Here is a 20,683-nt window from a genome sequence, read left to right on the forward strand (position 1 = left end):
GGCAGCTCAATGATCTCCCATACTTCCTCTCCCGCTTGCTTCGCCCCTTTCCAGATCGGCGCCTTCGCAGCCGCCGCTTTCGTTGCGCTCGCCACGCTGCTGCTGATGCCGATCGCCAGCCACAAGTGGCCGAACGTGCAGGCCTTCGTGCCGGCCTATCAGGCGATGCTGATCGGAACCTATCTGCTGGCATCCTACCTTGTCTACGGCTATTTCCTGCAAACGCGCATCCGTTCGCTGCTGTGGCTATGGTCCGGTTGCGTGTACACTGCGGCGGTGCTGGCCGTGCAGTTCCTGTCCCTGCCCGGCGCCTTCGTTGCCAAGGAGCGCCTGTTGGGCGGCGCGCAGACGACCATCTGGCTGTGGTTCTTCTGGCACCTCGGCGCGGGCGGTATGTTGCTCGGTTATGCGGTGTCGGAATGGCGCGGCGAGGGCCGGACCGTCGCGGATGCCCGCCGCAGCTTCGTCCGCGCCGCCACGATCATGGCGGTGGCGCTGGCCGCGACCCTGGCGGCGGTGACGGTCCTGCACGATTTCCTGCCGGTCCAGAACGTCGGCGACGACTACAGCCTGGTGACCAGGACCGGTTACGGCCCGCTTATCCAGGCGATCCTGTTCGCGGCCCTGTTCTTCCTGTGGCGCGCCAGCCGCTTCCGCACGCCCATCAGCGCCTGGCTGGGCGTGGCGATCCTGGCGCTGGCCTTCGATAACATCATCACGATGGCCGGCGGAGCGCGGCTGTCGGTCGGCTGGTATGTCGGCCGCCTGAACGCGCTGCTGTCCGCACTCGTCATGCTGGTGCTGTACATGCAGACCATCCACCGCGTCTACCTGAAGGCAGCTTCCAACGCCGACGAACTCGCGCTCGCCAAGGACAAGCTCGAACGCCACCAGGAGCGGCTGGAACTGCTCGTCAGGGAACGCACGCGCTCGCTCGAAGACGCCCAGAACGCGCTGCTGCATGCCCAGAAGCTGGAAGCCATGGGCAAGCTGACCGGCGGCGTCGCCCACGATTTCAACAACGTGCTGCATATCATCAGCGGCAATCTCGACCTGATCCGCATGCTGTCGGCCGCCAACGACAAGGTGCTGCAGCGCTGTACCTCGGCACGCGATGCTGTGCGGCGCGGCGCTCGCCTGTCCTCGCAGCTGCTGTCCTTCGCCCGCAAGCAGCCCCTGCAGCCCGCGCCGACCAGCATGGCCCAGGTACTGGCCGACATGGACGAGCTGCTCAAGCGCGCCGTCGGCGAACGCGTACGAATCGACCTCGCGATCGCGCCCGACAGCTGGAACGTGCGGGTCGACCAGCAGCAGCTGGAGAACGTCATCCTGAACCTCACGCTGAATGCGAGCGATGCGATGCACGGCGGCGGCGTGCTCGCCATCCAGGTATCGAATACGGTGCTGGCCGACGGCGAAGCCGAGCAGTTGCAACTGGGCGGCAAGGAATATGTGTGCGTGGCCTTCATCGACACCGGCAGCGGCATGGACACGGAAGTCCGCGAGCGCGCCTTCGAGCCCTTTTTCACGACCAAGGGCGTCGGCAAGGGAACCGGACTCGGCTTGAGCATGGCTTACGGCTTCGTCAAGCAAAGCGGTGGCCACATCGAGATCGACAGCGAGCCTGGCCGCGGAACGAACGTGACCATCCTGCTGCCGCGCACCATCGAAGCGGCGGTCGAGAAGGTTGCGGCGCCGGCCGCCGCCGTCGCGGGCGGCAGCGAGACCATCCTCGTCGTCGACGACGAGATCGCGATCCAGGACAATGTCGCCGAAATCCTGTCGGCGCTCGGCTACCGGATCCTGCGGGCCAGCAGCGCCGACGAAGCGGCCATCGTACTGCGCCAGCACCGCCGGATCGACCTGCTGTTCACCGACGTCATCATGCCGGGCACGATGAACAGTCCGAAACTGGCCGCCGTCGCCCGCGAGCTGCACCCGGAAATCCGCGTGCTGTACACCTCGGGCTATTCGGAAGACGCGGTCATCCAGGACGGCAAGCTGAAGCAGGGTGTAAGCCTGCTGAACAAGCCATATAGCGACGAGGAACTGGCGCGGGCGATCCGTACCGCCCTGAATGGCAACAGGCAAGTTTATATGAATTGAAATCTTTCCTTACCATGTAGTTCTGGACTGACAGCCCGCGGGGAAATACGCCTCCTGCATGCATTGCACATGAGGCGTATCATGTCTCCTTGCGAACTCGTAAGGAAAGCCTCATGAACCAACGACGCTCATTCCTCAAAAGCTCCGCCATGCTGGCCTCTGTCCTCGGGGCGCCGGCGGTGATCCGGTCCGCGAAGGCGGCCAATATTCCACCCACGAACGCCGCCGCCGTGGCGCCGAACGAACGGGTCTTGCGCCTGTACAACACCCACACCGGCGAAAGCCTGCGCAGCATCTTCTGGGCCGAAGGCGAGTTCATCCCGGACGCCTTGCAGGACATTAATAAACTGCTGCGCGACCACCGCAACAACAAGATCTCGGCCATCGATCCGAAGCTGCTGGTATTGCTCGACCGCATCAGCGCCCAGTACAGCAGCCACCCGACCATCCACGTGATTTCGGGCTACCGCTCGCCGGAAACGAACGAGAAATTGCACGAAAACACGACCGGCGTGGCAAAGCACAGTCTGCACATGGAAGGCAAGGCCATCGACGTGCGCATTCCCGGCCAGGACCTGGCCAAGTTGCACAAGATCATCATGGCGGAGAAGGCGGGCGGGGTCGGCTATTATCCTGACTCGCAATTCGTCCACATGGACGTCGGCCGCGTTCGCTACTGGTAAGGCGCCCGCGATGCGCCCGCACGGTTTCCCGATCGCGCTTGCCCTCACTGCCATGCCGGCCCTGGCGCCGGCGCAGCAGGCAAATCCGGAGGTGGCGGAGGGCAAGCCGCAAACCGTCACCGTGACCTCGACCCGCGATCCGGTCGACAAGTCCTACCGCAAAATGATCAGCGGCATGGAGCGCTTCGAGCGCGAGCACGCGCTGGCGCCCCAGGCCACCTTGCGCTTCCGCCTGCTGCCGCGTTCGCCGAAGGTGAACATGCGGGGCATCACCCTGCGCGCCCTCGGCGACCACATCGCCGTGCCGATCCCGGTGGCGGAAGACAATACCTTCGTGCTGCCGCGCAACGAGCAGGCCTTGCGCGAAGACGCCGCCGTGGTCGCCAACCGCAAGACCACCAGCATGACCTGGCGCGCCCAGGTGATCACGCCAGGCTTGCCGCCCGGTACGCGGCGCCTGGGCGACCTGCGCCTGGAATGCCTGGTCGGCATGGAGGCGGGACTGGTATCGAACAGCTCGCCGCTGTTCGGCTGGATCTCGAACGCCCTCACCACGCCGGAACAGGTCTGCAACAGCCCGGACGGCAATTTCCTGTTTTTTACGGAGCGCCCCGTGTTCTCGGTCACCCTGCACGCCGGCGAGCGCAGCGAGATCCTGCCCTTCCGCATGCTCTACGCCGGCGGCGACCAGAGCCCCGGCATGCTGGAATACTGCGACTGCCAGGTCTTGCTCGACCGCACCTATTACGCGCCGATCTGGGACCGCAGCTGGCCGGACGACACCCTGGTCAGCTTCGAGTACATGATTGACCCGCCGGCGGAGGTCCCGCCATGAAACCCTTCGTCACCTTATTCGCCGCGGCGCTGCTGCTGGGCGGCTGCGTCACCAGCCCGAACGAGCCCGGCAAGATCGTCGCCGAAGACCGTTTTTCGCAAGCCGTCGTCCCCGGCCGCACCACGCGCGCCGAGCTACTGGCCGCCTTTGGTCCGACCAGGAACGTCGTGTTCGACAGCGGCTATGAAGCCTGGCTCTACGAAGCGAATGCCGGCGCCGGCCGCCACACCGAACTGGTGCTGCTGCTGGACCCCGCCGGCGTCGTCCGGAAAATGCGCCGGCGCCCGCCTTATCCCACCGATCCGCAACGCTGAACCCTGTCCATACAGCCAGCCGGCACCGAATCGGTGTACAGTTGAGCATCATTACTTTGGAAAGATGCGATGCGCAGGACGGTGAAGGCAATGCTGGGGCTGGCGGCAGGCGTGGCGATGCAGGTGGCGGCGGCCCAGCAGCCCGCTCAGCAAACTCCCCAGCAAACTCCGCAGCAACTGAGCCCGGTGGAACAGCGGATCGTGGCCGAGATCCGCGCCCATGCGCCGCAAGCCCTGGAACTGCTCCGGCAAAGCGTCCTCATCAACAGCGGTACGATGAACCAGGCGGGCGTGCGCGCGGTCGGCAAGCTGTTCCGCGACCAGTTCGACGAACTCGGCTTCAAGACGCGCTGGATCGAGCTGCCGCCCGACATGCAGCGCGCCGGCCACCTGCTGGCCGAGCGCCAGGGCAAACAAGGCAAGCGCCTGTTGCTGCTGGGCCACCTCGACACCGTCTTCGAACCCGGCAGCACCACCCCGGCCTGGGAACCGCAGCCCGGCCCCGACGGCACAGTTACGACCATCAAGGGCCAGGGCGTGTCCGACATGAAGGGCGGCGACGTCGTCATCGTCGAAGCCCTGCGCGCCCTGCAGCGCGTGGGCGCGCTCGACGACACCCGCATCGCCGTCATGCTGACCGGCGACGAGGAGGAAGCCGGCAATCCGAAGAGCATCTCGCGCGGCGACATGGTCGACATCGCCAAGCGCAGCGACGTCGCCCTCAGCTTCGAAGGCAGCATCACCGGCAAGGACGGCATGGCGGCCGCCACCGTGGGCCGGCGCTCGACCGCCTTCTTCGAGCTCGAGGTCAAGGGGAGACAGGCGCACTCGATGGGCGTGTTCGGTCCGGGCGGCTATGGCGCCGTGTACGAGGCGGCGCGCATCCTCGACGCCTTCCGCCAGCAGGTGGTGGAACCCGGCCTCACCTTCAACCCGGGCGTGATCCTGGGCGGCACCGAAGTATCCTTCGACGACGAGCATTCGCGCGGCACCGCCTTCGGCAAGACCAATGTGATCGCGAATACCGTCACCGTGAAAGGCGACCTGCGCTACCTCGACTACGGCCAGCGCGACCGCGCCCAGGCGCGCATGCGCGAGATCGTGGCCCGAAGCCTGCCGGGCGCCAGCGCGGCGATCAACTTCCGCGACTCCTACCCGCCGATGGCGGTCACGCCCGGCAACCTGAAGGTGCTGGAACAGTATTCGCGGGCCAGCCAGGACGCCGGCCTGGGCCCGATCGGCATGGTGCCGCCGGAATCGCGCGGCGCCGGCGACATCCAGTTCGCCGCGCCCTACGTCGACAGCCTCGACGGCCTCGGCGCCAGCGGCGGCGGCGCCCATTCGCCCAACGAAAGCCTGGAAGTGGCTTCGATCGAACGCAGCGCGATCCGCGCCGCGATCTTGATCTACCGCCTGACCCGCCAGGACTGAGACCAGCTACGCTATCCGCTCCCGAGTGGATTCACGAACCATGGCACGCTTACAACTCGACTTCCCCGAAGACCAGTACTACTACACGACCTTGCTGACGGTGCGCGTCACCGACATCAATGCCGCCAACCACCTCGGCAACGACTCGATGATCTCGATGATCTCCGAGGCGCGCGCCCGCTTCCTGTTCGAATTCGGCGTCCCCGAAACCGAGCGCGACGGCACCGGCATCATCGTCACCGACCTCGCCACCACCTACCGCGCCGAAGCGCATGCGCGCGACCAGCTGCTGTTCGAAGTCGGGGTCATGGATTTCAACAAGTACGGCGGCGACATCACCTTCCGCATCACCCGCCCGCGCGACAAGAAGCTGGTGGCGATGGCCAAGCAGGGCTTCGTCTTCTTCAACTACAAGACCAGCCAGGTCGTCGCGATGGCGGACGATTTCCGTTCCAAATTCGACCGGGTGAACTGGATCGATTAAAAAAATCCAAAAATACCTGGAACTTTTTTAGTTCCTTGGCGGAATATGGGTAAAGAGCCGCTACCCATGAACACGACCTCCGCCACTTCCGACACCGAGCTGCTGCGCGCCATGCGCGGCGGCGCCGCAGATGCCTTCGCGGCCCTGTACCGGCGCCACCAGGGTCCGCTGTACCGCTTCGCCCTGCTGCGCTGCGGCTCGCCCGGCGCCGCGGCCGACGTGGTGCAGGAAGCCTTCATGGGCCTGCTGACCGAGCGCTTCCGCTTCGATCCGCTGCGCGGCCAGCTGCAGGCCTTCCTGTTCGGCGTGGCGCGCAAGCTGATCCTGAAGGGCGAGGAAGGCGGCCGGCGCCACGTCGCCCTGCCCGGCGCGGACGCCCAGGACGATGGCCCCGAAGTGGATCCCGAGTCCGACCTGGCGCTGGACGAAGGCGGACCGCTGGCGCGGCTGCTGGACAACGAAGCCGCCGAGCAGGTGCGGCGCGCCCTGGCCCACCTGGCGCCCCACTACCGCGACGTCGTCATCCTCTACGAAATGCACGAACTCTCCTATGCCGAGATCGCCGACATCTGCCAGGTCGACATCGGCACCGTGCGCTCGCGCCTGTCGCGCGGCCGCGCAGCCCTGGCAAAGCGCCTCGCCGGCTGGCGCAATGCCCCCGACCTGGCCCAAGCATGAGAAGGACAACCCACATGGACACCCGAGAACCGATAGCCCCCCTGATCGACGCCCTGCGCGCCGAGATGGCAAAACAGGACGCCCCGCGCGGCGTGGAAAAAGAGCTGATGCAGGCCTTCGCCCGCCAGTTTCCGCAAACGCCCTGGTACCGCGGGCTGGCGCTGCGCCGCTGGGCCCTGGCCGGCGGCCTGTCGACCGCGGTGACGGCCGTGACCGTCTTCAGCCTGCTGCTGCACAACCCGCGCCTGGCCGTGGATCCGGACGCCCGCAGCCGCCCGCTGATATCGCGCGACGGCGGCGGCCTGTTCATCGCGCTGGAGTCGCCCGAGCGCATCGAGCAGGAGCCGGCGCCGCGCATGGTCGAAACCGAAGTATCCCGCAGCAGCCTGGCGCCGCTGGGGGTCCCGCTTACCCCGGAAAACGCCGGGGATACCGTCCGCGCCGAGATGCTGCTCGGCGCCGACGGCCAGCCGCTGGCGGTGCGCCTGACTTCCCTTAATTAGATATTCAAACCGAGGATGCCATGAAGACCAAACAACTCGTTCTTGCAGTCCTGCTGGCCAGCCTGGCCATTCCCGCCCTGGCCGAAGAGGGTCCCACCGGCGACCCGCGCGCCGGCGCAGTCAAGGTCCAGGCCGATCGCTTCTTCGTGGGGCGTGACGGCACGTTCAGCGCCTCCGGTCCGGCCACGTTCACGATCACCCGCGACACCGCGATCCGTCCGATCAAGAACGCCCCCTACAGCGCGCAGATGGTCACGGAGCGCCAGCAGAACCTGTCCGACGGCAACCAGATCGCCGACCGCCACACCACCATGGCCTACCGCGACAGCGCCGGCCGCACCCGCCAGGAAGTGGTCGACGCCAAGGGCGAGCTGAAGCTGATCACCATCCACGATCCCGTCGCCGGCGCCACCTGGATCCTGAAGCCCCAGGACCGCACCGCGACGAAGATCGCCCGTGCCGGCGATGCCTCGCGCAAGGCTGCCGAGGCCGGACGACAAGCGGGCGAGGAAGCCCGCGCCCGGGTCGAGCAGATGCGCAGGGACGGCACCCTGCCGAGCGTCGAACGCCGCAAGCTGGACGACGGTAGCGAAGAGATCATCGTCAAGCGTGTCGCCCGCGCGAACCCTGAGCTCCGCCAGAACATCCAGCAGGACGTGCACATCCAGGTGTCGAAGGCGCTGGAGGAAAACAGCGAGGCCCTGCGCGCCGCCCAGGTGCGCCTGGCGCCGCTGACGGCCGGCATGTTCGGCGACATGAAGTGGGCCTCGAAAGCCGCCACCAAAGACCTCGGTACCCGCGAGTTCAACGGCATCAAGGCCGAGGGCAAGCTGCGCAGCTACGAGATCCCGGCCGGCGAGATCGGCAACCGCAACCCGATCGTGGTCTCGGACGAGACCTGGTACGCGCCGGACCTGCAGGTGACCGTCTACACCAGGCACAGCGATCCGCGCAGCGGCGACACCGTATTCCGCCTGGATAATCTGAAACGCGAGGAACCGGCGCCCGCCCTGTTCACCGTGCCGTCCGACTACACGGTCAAGGATCCGCTGGCCAAGCTGGCCGCCAGGGCCGACAAGGCGCAATAAGCATGAAAAACGCCGACCTCGGCCGGCGTCCACGTTTGTCGCAGGGATGCGGAAACGCCTTTACACCATCGGCGGATCGGTTTCGCGCGCGAAGGCGCGATGGCCGGCCAGCGCGGCCTGAAAGTCGGCCAGCACACCATCCACCAGCAGGGCCGGATCGCTCGAGCCGTCCGGCAGCGTCGTCGGCACCATCGCCTTGGCCAGCAGGTCGGCGCCGCTGCCCATCGCCAGGATCGGTTTGCAGTGACGGTACTGCTCGCGCACGAAGTCGATCGCGTGGGCATTGCGCGCCAGGGTATCGGCGGCACCGTCCGGCACGATCATGCCGTCGTACATCACCGATGGCCCGGCCTCCAGCGAGATCTCGACATCCAGGGCGGTACCGCCTGCCGCCTTCACCTTGCCCAGCATAGCGCCCACCAGGCGCGGCACCGCGCCGGCTTTCAAAAGACCGGTGTACAGGTTGTTGACCTGGGCCTCATCGACGCCCGGCGCCACCAGGATCGCGACGCGGCGCGTACGGACGCCTGTCTCGCCGGGACGACTCATCAGCGACAGCGCCGGCGACGGCGGATAGTCCGGCACCTCGCCATCGAAAGCGCGCGGCTGCGGCGCCGGCACCTCCATCCCCAGGCCTTCGGCGACCTTGGCGACGAGGTCGTTGTCGACATTGCCCAGCAGGGCAAGGATGCGCTGGCGCACTGCCGGGGTCTGCACCCGGGTCAACTCGAAACGGAAAGCGTTCGCGATATGCGCTTGTTCCGCCGGGGTCTGGCTCCGGTAGAACAGGCGCGCCTGGCCATAATGCTCGGCGAACAGCGCTGGGTTGCCACGCACCTTGTCCTCGGTGGTAAAGCGCTCCGGGAAACTGGTGAAACCCATCTTGCCGGCCTGGAAAGGGCAACCGCCGCCCAGCGAATTCGGCTCGTAGTTCACGCGGCCCCGATGGATCGCCTGGCGATGCATGCCGTCGCGCTGGTTGTTCTGGACCTGCACGATCGGCGAGTTGATCGGGATCTCGTGGAAATTCGGCCCGCCAAGGCGCGAAATCTGGGTATCCAGATAAGAGTGGTTGCGGCCCTGCAGCAGAGGATCGTTGCTGAAGTCGATGCCGGGTACGATATGAGCGGTGCAGAACGCCACCTGCTCGGTCTCGGCGAAGAAGTTGTCCGGGTTCCGGTTCAGGACCATGCGGCCGACCGGCGTCAGCGGTACCAGCTCCTCCGGCACCAGCTTGGTCGGATCGAGGATATCGAAGGGGAAGGAAGCGGCCTGCTCTTCCGTGAAGACCTGCAGCGCGAGTTCCCATTCCGGGAAGTTGCCGGACTCGATGGCTTCCCACAGGTCGCGGCGATGGAAATCCGGATCGGCACCGGAAATCTTGACAGCCTCGTCCCAGACCAGCGAGTGTGTGCCCTGCAGTGGATTCCAGTGGAACTTCACGAAGCGCGACTCGCCCTCCGCATTCACCAGGCGGAAGGTGTGCACGCCAAAGCCCTGCATGGTACGGTAACTGCGAGGAATCGCGCGATCGGACATGGCCCACATGAGCATGTGCGCGATCTCCGGGGATAGCCCGGCAAAGTCCCAGAAGGTGTCATGCGCGGTCGCCGCCTGCGGCATGCCGTGGTGCGGCTCCGGCTTGGCGGCATGCACCAGGTCGGGGAACTTCATTGCATCCTGGATGAAGAACACGGGGATGTTGTTACCGACCAGGTCCCAGTTGCCCTCGTCGGTATAGAACTTGACCGCAAACCCGCGCACGTCTCGCGCGACATCGGTCGAACCGCGCTCGCCGGCAACGGTCGAAAACCGCACGAACACCGGTGTACGCTTGCCCTTCGCGGCGAACGGTGCTGCTCGGGTAAGCGTGCTGAAGTCGTCATAGGCTTCGAAAAAGCCGTGCGCGGCCGAGCCGCGCGCGTGTACGACACGCTCGGGAATGCGCTCGTGGTCGAAATGCGTAATCTTTTCTCGCAGGATGAAATCTTCCATCGCGGTCGGACCGCGAAGGCCAATCTTCAGCGAGTGCTGGTTGTCCGCCACCGGCACGCCCTGGTTGGTGGTCAGGTGGCGGTCGCCCGGGTCGACGCGTACGCGGTCCAATGGTGCCACGGTGGGATTGGCGCCGATCGCCGGCTTGCCGTCACCGACCTTGTCGGAACTGGCGATCTCGCTGCTGGTACTGCCGGTGGCTGCCGGCGTAGCGGGCTTGTGGTGACCGCCCTCGGCCGGCGTGCGGGCCGCGTCGCCGTACTCGCCAGGTTTGTTCGGATTGAACGGCATGTCGGCGGCCAGCTGCTTCTCCGCGGCGGCCTTGTCGAACAGCCGTTTTTCGACCGGATTGCCGGCCTTGGCAGGGCTGGGCGGCCCCGCCTCGGAGGGGCCGGACACGGTACTTAATACGGAACCGGCGCCATCGGCGCCGGAGGTCTTCTTGGATGCGGTCATCGTGTCCTCTTCTTGAACCCTCGTTGAAAGAACACTTAACTTAGTCCACAAGGCCACGACCGTACGGTTAGCTGACTAACATATGGCCGACAACCCTTTGAATAGCGGATGGTCCAGGCAGTCCGCTTCAACGCCGGCTGCGCGGCAGCGGTCCGATGGTCTTCTGGAACCAGTCGTCAATCATTTGCTTCTCGTAGCGCAGCGGTTCGGTGTCGAAGTAACGGACGCTGTGATCGAGGTAGTTCATGTCGCTCAGCCGCGCCTCGCCGCTCTTGATGACCTGGCCGTTCTGCTCCAGCGAATAGCGCAGTTCGATGCGCGGCCAGTCCGCGCGGCCGGTCATGACGCGCAGGTCGCGGCCCGCGCGCACGCTCGGGATCAGGCGGCCCGCCAGGTCGACGTCCGTCACCTCGATGCGCAGGTCCTGGCCCTGCGGCAGGCTGTTGCCCAGCTTGACGAAGTGCTCGCTCAGTTGCTTGAGCGTGTCTTCGCGGTCCCAGGGCACGAAGGGCACGTCGGTGAATTTATCCGGCTGTATGTAGGTGACCGTGGTGGCGGCGCCGGCGCTGCCGGCCACCAGCGCGAACAGGCCCGCGAGGGCCAGTTTCTGCATGCGCGAGCTCATTTTGTTTTCCTTTCGTCGAAGTCGTCTTGCCATATCAATATACGCTGCATTTGATGCCCATGTCCGTCTCCTTCTATCCTTCGTTTGTAATGAAATGTTAGTCCCCGCACACCGGCTGCGGACTCTTCCGCCCGACAATGAGGGCGAAGGGAGGACGCCGTGCCGGAAGGACCATCGCTCTACATTCTGAAGGAGCAGACCGCCCGCTTCGTGGGCCAGACCATCGTGCGCGCCGAAGGCAATACCTGGGCCATCGATACCGCGCGCCTGCTGAACCAGCCGGTCCTGGCGCTGCGCACCTGGGGCAAGCAGTTCTTCATCCAGATGCCCACCATGGCCGTGCGCATCCACTTCCTGCTGTTCGGCACCTACCGCATCGACGAGCGGCGTGAGAAGGAGCCGCGGCTGTCGCTGGGTTTCGCCGACGGCAGCGAGATCAATTTCTACGCCTGCTCGGTAAAGGAAGTCGATTGCGAGCTCGATGCCCTCTACGACTGGGAAGCGGACGTGATGTCCGATGCCTGGAACCCTGCGAAGGCGCGCAAGAAGCTGCGGGCCGAATCGAAAAAAAACGCGGACATGCTGGTCTGCGACGCCCTGCTCGACCAGGAGATCTTTTCCGGCGTCGGCAACATCATCAAGAACGAGGTGCTGTTTCGCATCCGCCTGCACCCCCTGTCCACGGTCGGCGCCCTGCCGCCCGCCAAGCTGCGCGCCCTGGTCGAGCAGGCGCGCCAGTACAGCTTCGACTTCCTGGCCTGGAAAAAGGAATTCACCCTCAAGAAGCACTGGCTGGCGCACAACCAGAAAACCTGCCCGCGCTGCCACATCCCCTTCCACAAGGCGAATCTCGGCCGCTCGAACCGGCGCAGCTTCTGGTGCGAACGCTGCCAGAAGCGCTATCAATGAGCCGCGAAAATGTTTTTAAATTGCAAACACCATTAAAAAACGTTGCGGCATTGTGACTTTTTGGTTTAGTTACGAACTGTTTCTTGTTGTTAATGGGTACTGCTCATACTACAATCGATTCGCGTAATACTGCCGTAACGCAAGATTTCTTTGTTCTTTTTTTCAGACGCAATCACGATACTGGACATCGTCATGTCATTCCTGTCTGCCGCTGCGCCCAAGCTTGCCCCGTGGAAAGTATTGCTCGTCGATGATGAGCCGGACATCCATGACATCACCAAGCTCACCCTGTCGCGTTTCCGCCTGGACGGCCGCGGCCTGAGCTTCATGCATGCCTACAGCGGCGAGGAAGCCAAGCAAGTGCTGGCGCGCGAAAAAGACATCGCGCTGGTGTTCCTGGACGTGGTGATGGAACGTGAAGACAGCGGCCTGGAAGTGGCGCGCTGGTTGCGCCAGGACCTGGACAACCAGTTCACCCGCATCGTGCTGCGCACCGGCCAGCCCGGCCAGGCGCCGGAAGAACGCGTGATCGTCGATTACGACATCAACGATTACAAGGAAAAGACCGAACTCGATCGCACCAAGCTGTTCACCACCACCTTCGCCGCCCTGCGCGCCTACCGCGACATCATGAAGGTCGAGGATGCGCGCCGCGTGCAGCTGACCTACCGCGAAGGCCTGGAACGCGTGATCGCCGCATCAAGCCATATCTTCCAGCAGCGTAACCTGAAGGACTTCGCCAGCGGCCTGCTGCAGCAGGTCGTGGCCCTGCTGCGCCTCGAGCAGAGCATGCTGCTGCGCGTGGCCGGCGCCAGCGTCATCACCGGCGAGAGCCGCTACGAGATCCTGGCCCGCATCGGCGAGATGGGCGAGAGCGACATCGGCCCCGAACTGGTGGCCCAGCTCGACGAGGCGCGCCACAACCGCATCTCCAAGCTGCACGGCGACACCTACGTCGGCTACTTCCCGAACAACAGCGGCAAGGCTTCGCTGCTGGTGCTGAAAGGCGTCGACGAGATCTCCGAGATCGACGTCCAGCTGCTCGACGTGTTCTGCTCGGGCGTGGCGATCGCCTTCGACAACATCCTGCTGAACCAGGAGATCACCGATACCCAGGCTGAACTGATCCTGCGCCTCGGCGACGTGGTCGAGTCGCGGTCGAACGAGGCCGGCAACCACGTGCGCCGCATGGCCCAGGTCTGCCACCTGCTGGCCGAGGAATCCGGCATGTCCGAGGACGAGACCGCGGTGCTGATGCACGCGGCGCCGATGCACGACATCGGCAAGATCGCCACCCCGGACGCGGTGCTGCTGAAACCCGGCCGCCTCACGCCCGAGGAATGGGAAATCATGAAGCAGCACCCGACCGTCGGCCTGCAGATCCTCGACGGCTCCCAGCGTCCGATCCTGAAGGCGGCCGCCGTGATCGCCCACCAGCACCACGAAAAATGGGACGGCAGCGGCTACCCGCAGGGGCTGAAGGGCGACCAGATCCATCCGTATGCGCGCATCGTGGCGGTGGCCGACGTGTTCGACGCCCTCACCCACGAGCGCTGCTACAAGGAAGCCTGGCCGATCGAGCAGGTGCGCGACTACCTGCGCGAAGTGGCGGGCCACCATCTCGATCCGCACTACGTCGATATCCTCGTCAAGAACCTCGACAAGGCGGACGACATCAACCGCCGCTGGCCAGACTGAAGTAGACTACGCGCGCCGGAGCGTTCTTGCCCGGAATACAATTTGCTCCGATGCGCATCCGAACCCGACTGCTGATCCTGATCCTGGCGATCCTGGTGCCGACCTTCAGCGCCGCGACGCTGGCGGTCGGTTATGTCTATCTTGAGGAGCGGCGCGCCCAGGAAAACAGCGTCAAGGAAGCGGTGCGCGCCTTCGCCCTGCTGGTCGACAACGAGCTGGAAATCAAGGAAGGCATCCTGCGCGCCCTGGCCAGCTCGCCCTCGCTGGCGCGCGGCGACCTCGAGGAGTTCTACCGGCACGCCAAAGTCCTGGCGCCGACGCCGGACACCTCCATCATCCTGACCGAGCCCGACGGACGCCAGCTGCTGAATACCCGGGTGCCGCTGGGCAGCCCGCTGCCGGCCCGGCGTGCGTCGAACATCGCCGAGCTGATGGAAACGCGCGGCGCCGACCGCACCCTGGTGTCCGACCTGTTCAAATCGCCGCTGGGCGGCCAGCATGACTTCGTGGTGCAGGTGCCGGTGCGCGTCGACGGCCGCATCCGCCACTTCCTCAACATGGGCGTGACCGCCGCCAGCCTGCAGCAGCTGATGGCGGAGCAGCGCTTCCCGGCCGAATGGGTAGCTGCGATCATCGATCGCCAGGGGAAGATCGTGGCGCGCTCGCGCGACGCCGAGCAGTACCGCGGGCGCTCGGTAAGCAGCGCCGCCTTGCGCCAGTTCGCCGCCGGCAGCGAGGGCGCGTTCAAGGGCCGCAACATGGCCGGCACCCCGGCCCAGGGCTTCTTCAGCACGGTGCCGGACGCCGGCTGGCGGGTACTGGTCAGCATCCCGCAAAGCGAGCTGCAGCGCGTGCCCGTGCATGCGGCAACTTACCTTGCGGGCATCATGGCCGCGCTGCTCGTGCTCTCGGTGATGCTGACGCGCCGTTTCGGCCGGCGCGCCATCGGCCCCATCGAATACCTGGGGCGCAGCGCCGAAGACCTGGGCGAGGGCCGCGAGGTAGCCTACGCGCCGCAGGAGATCGTCGAGATCGACGTGGTGGCGCGCCGCATGGCCGAGGCCAGCGACCGGATCCGCCGCGCCCAGGCCGAGCTGGAGCAGCGCGTGGCCGAAGCCGTCACCGCCAGCGAACAGGCGCAGGCGGCCATGATGCGCAGCCAGAAGATGGAAACCCTGGGCCGCCTGACGGGCGGCATCACGCACGAATTCAACAACCTGCTGCAGACCCTGACCACGGCGCTGCAGCTGGCGGCGCTGACCTCGAACCAGCCCAAGGTGCAGAGCCTGATCGACACCTGCAAGCGCACCGTCAGCCGCGCCACCGCCCTCACCGGCCAGCTCGGCTCCTTCGGCCGCCTGCAGGACGCCAAACTGTCGACCGTCGCCCCCGCCGAACAGCTGCGCAATTCCCTGCAGCTGATCCGCAACGTGCTGCGCCAGGGGATCGAGCTCGAACTGAGCTGCGAAGACGATCTCTGGCCGGTGACGGTCGACCCGCTGCAGTTCGATCTCGCCCTGCTCAATCTGGGCATCAATGCGCGCGACGCCATGCCCGAGGGCGGACGCCTCGCCATCAGCGCGCGCAATTGCGCGCTCGAGCCGACCGTCGAGCGCGGCGGCGGCGATTACGTACTGGTCAGCGTCACCGATACCGGCACCGGCATGGCGCCGGAGGTGCTGGCGCGCGCCCTCGACCCCTTCTTCACCACCAAGGAGCCGGGCAAGGGCAGCGGACTCGGACTGGCCCAGGCCTATGCCTTCGCGACCCAGTCGCAGGGTTCGCTGGTGCTGTCCAGCACGCCCGGCCAAGGCACCCGGGTCGAACTCTACCTGCCGCGCTCGATCCTGCCGCTGTCGCCCCTGCCCGGCCGCAGCGCCCAGTTGGAAGAGATGCACGCCAGCGGCAGGATCCTGTTCGTCGAAGACGATGCGCTGGTGCGCGAAGCGGTGACGCGCGGCCTGGAAGAAGCAGGGTTCGAAGTGCTGGTGGCGCCCGACGGCGAGCGCGCGCTGGCGATGATCGAGGCCGGACTGGACATCGATGTCGCCTTCTCGGACATCGTCATGCCCGGCAAGATCAGCGGCATCGACCTGGCCGGCATCCTGCGCGAACGCCGGCCCGGCCTGCCGGTGGTGCTGGCGACCGGCTACACCGACCAGCGCGCCACCATGCCTGGCGTGCAGGTGCTGGCCAAGCCCTACGAGATCGGCCAGCTGGTGGAACTGCTCGACAGCCTGTCGAAACAGGCCTGAGCAGGGGTCCTCGGAGCACCAGGCGCACGCTTCGCCAGAATGTGACATCCTATGGACATGACTCCCCTTCCCTTGCGCATTCCCGCCCAGGCCGACCTGCGTGAAACGCTGGCCGGACTGTGCGCCGGCCACGGCGTGGACGCCGCCTTCGTGGTGCAGGGCATCGGCAGCCTGAGCGTGGCACGCATCCGCTTCGCCGGTGCGCCCGATTGCACGGAACTGCGCGGCGACCTCGAAATCCTGAGCCTGGGCGGCTCGCTGTCGCCGGATGGGCCGCACCTGCACATCGCCGTGTCGGATGCGGCCGGCAAGGTGACCGGTGGGCATATCGGACCGGGCTGCGTGGTGCGCACCACGGCCGAGGTATTGGTGATGCTGCTGCCCGGCCACCGCTTCAGCCGGGAGATCGATCCGGCAACCGGCTACAAGGAATTGTTCGTCGGGCCCGCCGAGTCCTCGATCGCGACATCGCGGTAGAGTTCCTGCAGGCCGGTATCTTCCAGGTCCTCGAGCAGGCGGATCAAGGTCGTCGACACCGCTTTCATCGAGCTCAGCAAGCCGGCCAGTTCGTTCAGCGTCGCGCCGCTGCGCACTTTCTCGATGATGTCGTCGCCGATGCGGTGCAGCTCGCGGTGCGGGGCGTCGATCGCGTGGTAGATGGGTGTGGCGGCGATATGGCGGCCTTCGCCGAAATACCAGCGCCCCAGCGCGCAGTGGGTTGCGCTCATCTCCGGAAAGCCGTCCGCCTTGCGGGTCGGACAATTACGCGGCAAGGTGGCGCGCTGGACCGCATAGCTGACGAGCTGGCGCCGCCACTGCACGTGGTCGAGGATGGCCAGGTGCACTTGCCCGACCGGAAAGCTGCGCGAACCGTCCGCCGTCGCGCGCAACTGGCGAAATGCGTCCACCGGCAGCGGCCGGCTGATCAGGTAACCCTGCATCAGCTTGCAGCCGGATTCGACCAGGAAATCGCGCTGGGCCTGGGTCTCCACGCCCTCGGCCACGACCTCCATGCCGAGTTCGTGGCCGAGCCGGATCGAGGAGCGCACGATCGTCGCATCCTTGCGCGAGGCCAGCATGCGTCCGATCAGGCCCTGGTCCAGCTTGAGGGTGGTGAACGGCAGCCTGCTCAGGGTGTCGATGCTCGAATAGCCTATGCCGAAATCGTCCATCGCCAGGCTGATGCCGGCATCGACGATGCGCTGGATGCGCCCGAACAGGCGGTCGCAGGCCTGCAGCGCCTGGGTTTCGGTCATCTCGAGTTCCAGGCTGGCCGGCAGCAGCAGGTGGTCGCGGATGGCGCCGAGCAGGATGTCGCTCAGCGCATCGTCTTCGAAGTCCTCCACGCTGACGTTGAAGGAAATGCGGATGTCCGCGCCCAGGGTGCCGCTCATGTCGTGCATGAGCTGGGTCAGGAGCTGCGCGGTCAGGGTCTTCAGCAGCGCCGTGCCCTGCATGACGGGGATGAAGCTGGCCGGCCCGGCCACGCTGCCGTCCGCCCGGTGCCAGCGTACCAGCGCTTCGGCGCCCACGATACGGTTCGTGATCAGCGACGCCTTTGGCTGGTAATACAGGACGAATTCCCTGTCGCGCAGTCCCTGGACGATCTCGGCCTCGGTATGGGTTGGCATGGCGGCGCTCCGCAGGTGGCGATACGACTTTATGCGCCTGCCCGCGCCGCGCGTCAAGCCGGGAGCGCCAGCTCCACCTTCCTGGCCGTGCGCGGGAAGCGCAGGTAATACTGCAGGCCCTTGCCGGGGCTGCTTTCCACCCGCAGCGTCCCGCCCAGCGAACCGGTCACCAGGTTGTAGAGGATGTGGGCGCCCAGGCCGCTGCCGCCGCTGCCGCGCTTGGTCGTGAAGAAGGGATCGAACATCTTGGCCAGCGTATCGGCGTCCATGCCGGCGCCGTCGTCGCCGTAGTCGAAGGCGATCATGTCGTCCTCCTCCATGCGCGCGCGGATCGTGATGTTGCCGGGCTGGTCGCGCTCGAAGCCGTGCACCAGCGAGTTCACCACCATATTGGTGACGATCTGCGACACTGCGCCCGGGAAGCTGTCGACTTCCAGCTCGGGCGGGCAATCGACCTCCACCTTGACCGGCCGCCCTTTCAGCTTGGGCTGCAGCGAGAGCAGGATCTCGCCCACGTACTTGCACAGGTTGAACTTGCGGATATTGTCCGAGGACTGGTCCACCGCCACCTGCTTGAAGCTGCGCACCAGGTTTGCTGCGCGCTGGGTATTCGTGGTCATGATCCGCAGCGACTGGTCGACCACGTCGAAGAAGGCGTTCAGGCTGTCTTCCGTCATCTCGCCGGCCGCCAGCTCTTCCTTGGTGAGCTTGAGTTCCTGCACCAGGTGGCTGGTAGCGGTCACGCAAATGCCCAGCGGGGTGTTGATCTCGTGGGCCACGCCGGCCACCATCTGGCCCAGCGAGGCGAGCTTTTCCTGGCGCACCAGTTCCGTCTGCGCTTCCTGCAGCTGGGTCAGCGCCTGGTTCAGGGCCGCGTTCTGGCTTTCCAGGCTTTCCTTGGCCTTGCGGATCGCGCGGTCGGCCTGCATGCGGGCGATCGCCACCGCCACGTGGCTGGCGATGAAGGCCAGCAGGTCGAGCTCGGTCTTGGTATACAGGATGGTCGGGTCGTAGCTCTGCACCACCATCACGCCATAGGCGCGGTCGTGCACCAGCATCGGCGCGCCGATCCAGCTGGCGATATCGGTGCTGCCGAGCGGATTCTGGACCTTGCCGGAGGCGATCAGGCGCGCGAAGCTGCCGGCGTCGTGCAGCTGGGCCTGCTTGGTCTTGAGCACGTACGAACACATGCCGATGCCGAAGGGGAAGCGCTTGCTGGGGGCGTCGCGGTCCTTCTCGTCGACGAAATACGGGATGCTGATCTCGCCGGTGTCCGGATGGGTCAGCGCGATCAGGAAATTCTTCGCCACCATCAGCTCGCCGATGATGCGGTGCAGGCTGGCGGCCAGTTCGTCGGTGTCCAGCGCCGAGGCCGACAGGTCGGCAATCTGGTAGAGCGCATGCTGCACCTGCTCGGCGCGGCGGCGCTCGCCCACCTCACGCGCCAGCGCTGCGGTGCGTTCCTGCACGGCGCGCTCGAGCCGGTCCATGCTCTGCAGGCCCTGCAGGGCATTCGAGACGTGGTTGGCGATCAGGGCAAACAGCGCCTGGTCTTCCTCGCTGTAGGTGTGTTCCGGGAGGTAGCTCTGGATCACGATGGCGCCCAGTACTTCGTGCTGCTGGTCGAGCAGCGGGCAGCCCATCCAGTGCTCGGCGACGCTGCCCGTGCCCCAGGTACTGCCGTTTTCGCGGGCGCGTTCCTCGTCGGCGGTCATCGACAGCGCCTGCTTGTTGAGCATCACCCAGGCGGTCGGCGACTGCTCGGGCGAGGCCAGGCGCACGCGCTCGTCCGGGCTCGGGCCTTCATCGACGGTGTCGACGAAATACACGAAGCGCACGGTACCGTCTTCGCGCTCGGCCAGGGTCACATAGAAGTTTTCCGCATACATGATGCGACCCAGTGCGCGGTGAACGGCGCCGATGAATTCGGTGATGTCGGTGCAGCTGGCGGACAAGTGCCCGATTTCGAGCAGCATGGCCTGCACCGCTTCCAGGCGCGCGAGACGGTTTTCCATCGATCCCCCTAAAACACGAAATAGTGCGTCTGGGAAATATTATCAGCTCGCGCGCCTGCCAGGAGAAAACTGTGGCTTATTTGCGGCGATTTCAGCGCGGGGCGCGGAAATCGTTCTCGACCCAGGCCAGCGCGGAGGCCGGCGACAACTTGAAGCCGGCATCGACCCGCACCTGGGCCACCTGCTCGCCCATCTCGTCGATGGCGGTCAGCAAGGCATAGGGATTGTCCTCGTCCGGCACGATGTCGAGCGTGACCTTCAGCTCGCCGTCCGGGCCGGACACGACGGTGCTCTTGTGCAGCCGGGCGTGCAGCTGCTGCTCGTGGCGGCGCAGCACTTCATACGCGGTCTTGACCAGGGTGTTGAAGGCGTTCACGTCGAGCGGCTTCGGGTTCTTCTTGTCGCGGCCCATGGTCCAGGGCCCGACCAGGGCCGGTTCCGCTTCGCCGTCCTTGTACATCGCGACGGCCCAGCCTTCGTCATCCTCGTTCTTGATGACTCGTGCGGTCCAGCCATTGTCCTGCCACACACGTGCTTCCTGTACCGGTGCGTCGTCGTCGTGGTGATCCGGTGCTTCGTCGTTCATGTCGTTCCTATCCTGCTGCGGGCAAGCGCCCAGAGGCCAGATCATAGGAAATTCCGGCAGCGAGGGCAAGAGACGGCACAGAAACAGGCGAGACGCGCGGGCTGGATGCGCAGGCTACATGCGCAGGTCGGGCCTGCGCGGCGGGACGATGGGCGGCCCCGGTGGCGTACTGCGCGGATCGATCGCCGGATTCGGGATCTGCTTGTTGAATGGCGTGATGATGATGGGCGGAATGGCCGGTGGCGCCGACGGCGGATTCTTGTGGCCACCCCTGTCGAGCCGGGCAAATGGCGCCCAGGTCGGATGGTCCTGGATGTAATGCATAGGATTCCCTCCTGCGACAGAGCAGGCTGTCAGTATAGACCTCATGCTTGACATTGCAAGGCTTGAT

The 20,683-nt window shown here is 65.7% G+C and carries 19 protein-coding genes; 13 read left to right on the forward strand and 6 right to left on the reverse strand.

Annotated elements, in window-relative coordinates; all coding sequences use genetic code 11:
• Positions 1-9 precede the first annotated feature (9 nt).
• The 9 genes from AC1DIX_RS11740 to AC1DIX_RS11780 all read left to right on the forward strand — a co-directional run bounded on the left by AC1DIX_RS11740 (position 10) and on the right by AC1DIX_RS11780 (position 8,122).
• Positions 10-2,106 carry an MASE4 domain-containing protein gene (locus AC1DIX_RS11740; protein ID WP_477324446.1) on the forward strand — a complete coding sequence of 699 codons (2,097 nt, stop codon included), beginning with the start codon at positions 10-12 and terminating at the stop codon, positions 2,104-2,106.
• A gap of 113 nt (positions 2,107-2,219) precedes the next feature.
• Positions 2,220-2,789, forward strand: coding sequence for a peptidoglycan L,D-endopeptidase MepK (mepK, locus tag AC1DIX_RS11745; RefSeq protein WP_477324448.1), 570 nt, complete (start codon positions 2,220-2,222; stop codon positions 2,787-2,789).
• 10 nt (positions 2,790-2,799) lie between these two features.
• On the forward strand, positions 2,800-3,624 hold the full coding sequence (locus AC1DIX_RS11750) for a hypothetical protein (protein WP_477324450.1): 825 nt from the start codon (positions 2,800-2,802) through the stop codon (positions 3,622-3,624).
• Positions 3,621-3,938, forward strand: coding sequence for a hypothetical protein (locus AC1DIX_RS11755; protein WP_477324452.1), 318 nt, complete (start codon positions 3,621-3,623; stop codon positions 3,936-3,938). Before AC1DIX_RS11750 ends, AC1DIX_RS11755 begins: the two co-directional genes overlap by 4 nt.
• Before the next feature lie 69 nt (positions 3,939-4,007).
• A complete protein-coding gene (locus tag AC1DIX_RS11760; RefSeq protein WP_477324454.1) occupies positions 4,008-5,369 on the forward strand; it encodes a M20/M25/M40 family metallo-hydrolase in 1,362 nt (453 codons plus the stop codon).
• A 40-nt stretch (positions 5,370-5,409) separates the two neighbouring features.
• Positions 5,410-5,853 carry a thioesterase family protein gene (locus AC1DIX_RS11765; protein ID WP_441935027.1) on the forward strand — a complete coding sequence of 148 codons (444 nt, stop codon included), beginning with the start codon at positions 5,410-5,412 and terminating at the stop codon, positions 5,851-5,853.
• A gap of 66 nt (positions 5,854-5,919) precedes the next feature.
• Positions 5,920-6,531: an RNA polymerase sigma factor gene (locus tag AC1DIX_RS11770; RefSeq protein ID WP_477324456.1), complete on the forward strand. Its 612-nt coding sequence runs from the start codon at positions 5,920-5,922 to the stop codon at positions 6,529-6,531.
• 14 nt (positions 6,532-6,545) lie between these two features.
• Positions 6,546-7,034 (forward strand): hypothetical protein, encoded by a 489-nt coding sequence (locus AC1DIX_RS11775; protein ID WP_441935025.1) that lies wholly within the window; start codon positions 6,546-6,548, stop codon positions 7,032-7,034.
• A 20-nt stretch (positions 7,035-7,054) separates the two neighbouring features.
• A complete protein-coding gene (locus tag AC1DIX_RS11780) occupies positions 7,055-8,122 on the forward strand; it encodes a hypothetical protein (RefSeq protein ID WP_477324458.1) in 1,068 nt (355 codons plus the stop codon).
• 60 nt (positions 8,123-8,182) lie between these two features.
• Here the strand turns inward: AC1DIX_RS11780 and AC1DIX_RS11785 are convergent, their stop codons facing one another.
• Together AC1DIX_RS11785 and AC1DIX_RS11790 are read right to left on the reverse strand one after the other, a co-directional pair.
• Positions 8,183-10,573, reverse strand: a complete 2,391-nt coding sequence (locus tag AC1DIX_RS11785) for a catalase (protein WP_477324460.1) — start codon at positions 10,571-10,573, stop codon at positions 8,183-8,185.
• Between the two features lie 127 nt (positions 10,574-10,700).
• Positions 10,701-11,198 (reverse strand): DUF3016 domain-containing protein, encoded by a 498-nt coding sequence (locus AC1DIX_RS11790; protein WP_477324462.1) that lies wholly within the window; start codon positions 11,196-11,198, stop codon positions 10,701-10,703.
• Between the two features lie 159 nt (positions 11,199-11,357).
• On the opposite strand from AC1DIX_RS11790, the gene AC1DIX_RS11795 reads away from it, so the two are divergent.
• The 4 genes from AC1DIX_RS11795 (at position 11,358) to AC1DIX_RS11810 (ending at position 16,537) form a co-directional block, all read left to right on the forward strand.
• Positions 11,358-12,107: a DNA-formamidopyrimidine glycosylase family protein gene (locus AC1DIX_RS11795; protein ID WP_441935021.1), complete on the forward strand. Its 750-nt coding sequence runs from the start codon at positions 11,358-11,360 to the stop codon at positions 12,105-12,107.
• A gap of 192 nt (positions 12,108-12,299) precedes the next feature.
• On the forward strand, positions 12,300-13,805 hold the full coding sequence (locus AC1DIX_RS11800) for an HD domain-containing phosphohydrolase (protein ID WP_477324464.1): 1,506 nt from the start codon (positions 12,300-12,302) through the stop codon (positions 13,803-13,805).
• Positions 13,806-13,855: 50 nt separating this feature from the next.
• Positions 13,856-16,060 carry a hybrid sensor histidine kinase/response regulator gene (locus AC1DIX_RS11805; protein WP_477324466.1) on the forward strand — a complete coding sequence of 735 codons (2,205 nt, stop codon included), beginning with the start codon at positions 13,856-13,858 and terminating at the stop codon, positions 16,058-16,060.
• Between the two features lie 57 nt (positions 16,061-16,117).
• Positions 16,118-16,537, forward strand: a complete 420-nt coding sequence (locus AC1DIX_RS11810; protein ID WP_477324630.1) for a PPC domain-containing DNA-binding protein — start codon at positions 16,118-16,120, stop codon at positions 16,535-16,537.
• Here AC1DIX_RS11810 and AC1DIX_RS11815 read toward each other — a convergent pair.
• The 4 genes from AC1DIX_RS11815 to AC1DIX_RS11830 all read right to left on the reverse strand — a co-directional run bounded on the left by AC1DIX_RS11815 (position 16,483) and on the right by AC1DIX_RS11830 (position 20,616).
• On the reverse strand, positions 16,483-17,691 hold the full coding sequence (locus tag AC1DIX_RS11815; protein WP_477324468.1) for an EAL domain-containing protein: 1,209 nt from the start codon (positions 17,689-17,691) through the stop codon (positions 16,483-16,485). The genes AC1DIX_RS11810 and AC1DIX_RS11815 overlap by 55 nt on opposite strands.
• Positions 17,692-17,744: 53 nt before the next feature.
• Complete coding sequence (locus AC1DIX_RS11820) at positions 17,745-19,706, reverse strand: GAF domain-containing sensor histidine kinase (RefSeq protein ID WP_441935017.1); 1,962 nt, start codon at positions 19,704-19,706, stop codon at positions 17,745-17,747.
• A gap of 91 nt (positions 19,707-19,797) precedes the next feature.
• On the reverse strand, positions 19,798-20,292 hold the full coding sequence (locus AC1DIX_RS11825) for a hypothetical protein (protein WP_441935016.1): 495 nt from the start codon (positions 20,290-20,292) through the stop codon (positions 19,798-19,800).
• A gap of 114 nt (positions 20,293-20,406) precedes the next feature.
• Complete coding sequence (locus tag AC1DIX_RS11830; RefSeq protein WP_441935015.1) at positions 20,407-20,616, reverse strand: hypothetical protein; 210 nt, start codon at positions 20,614-20,616, stop codon at positions 20,407-20,409.
• Positions 20,617-20,683: the final 67 nt, after the last annotated feature.

It is taken from the genome of Massilia sp. 05N420, assembly GCF_056397205.1.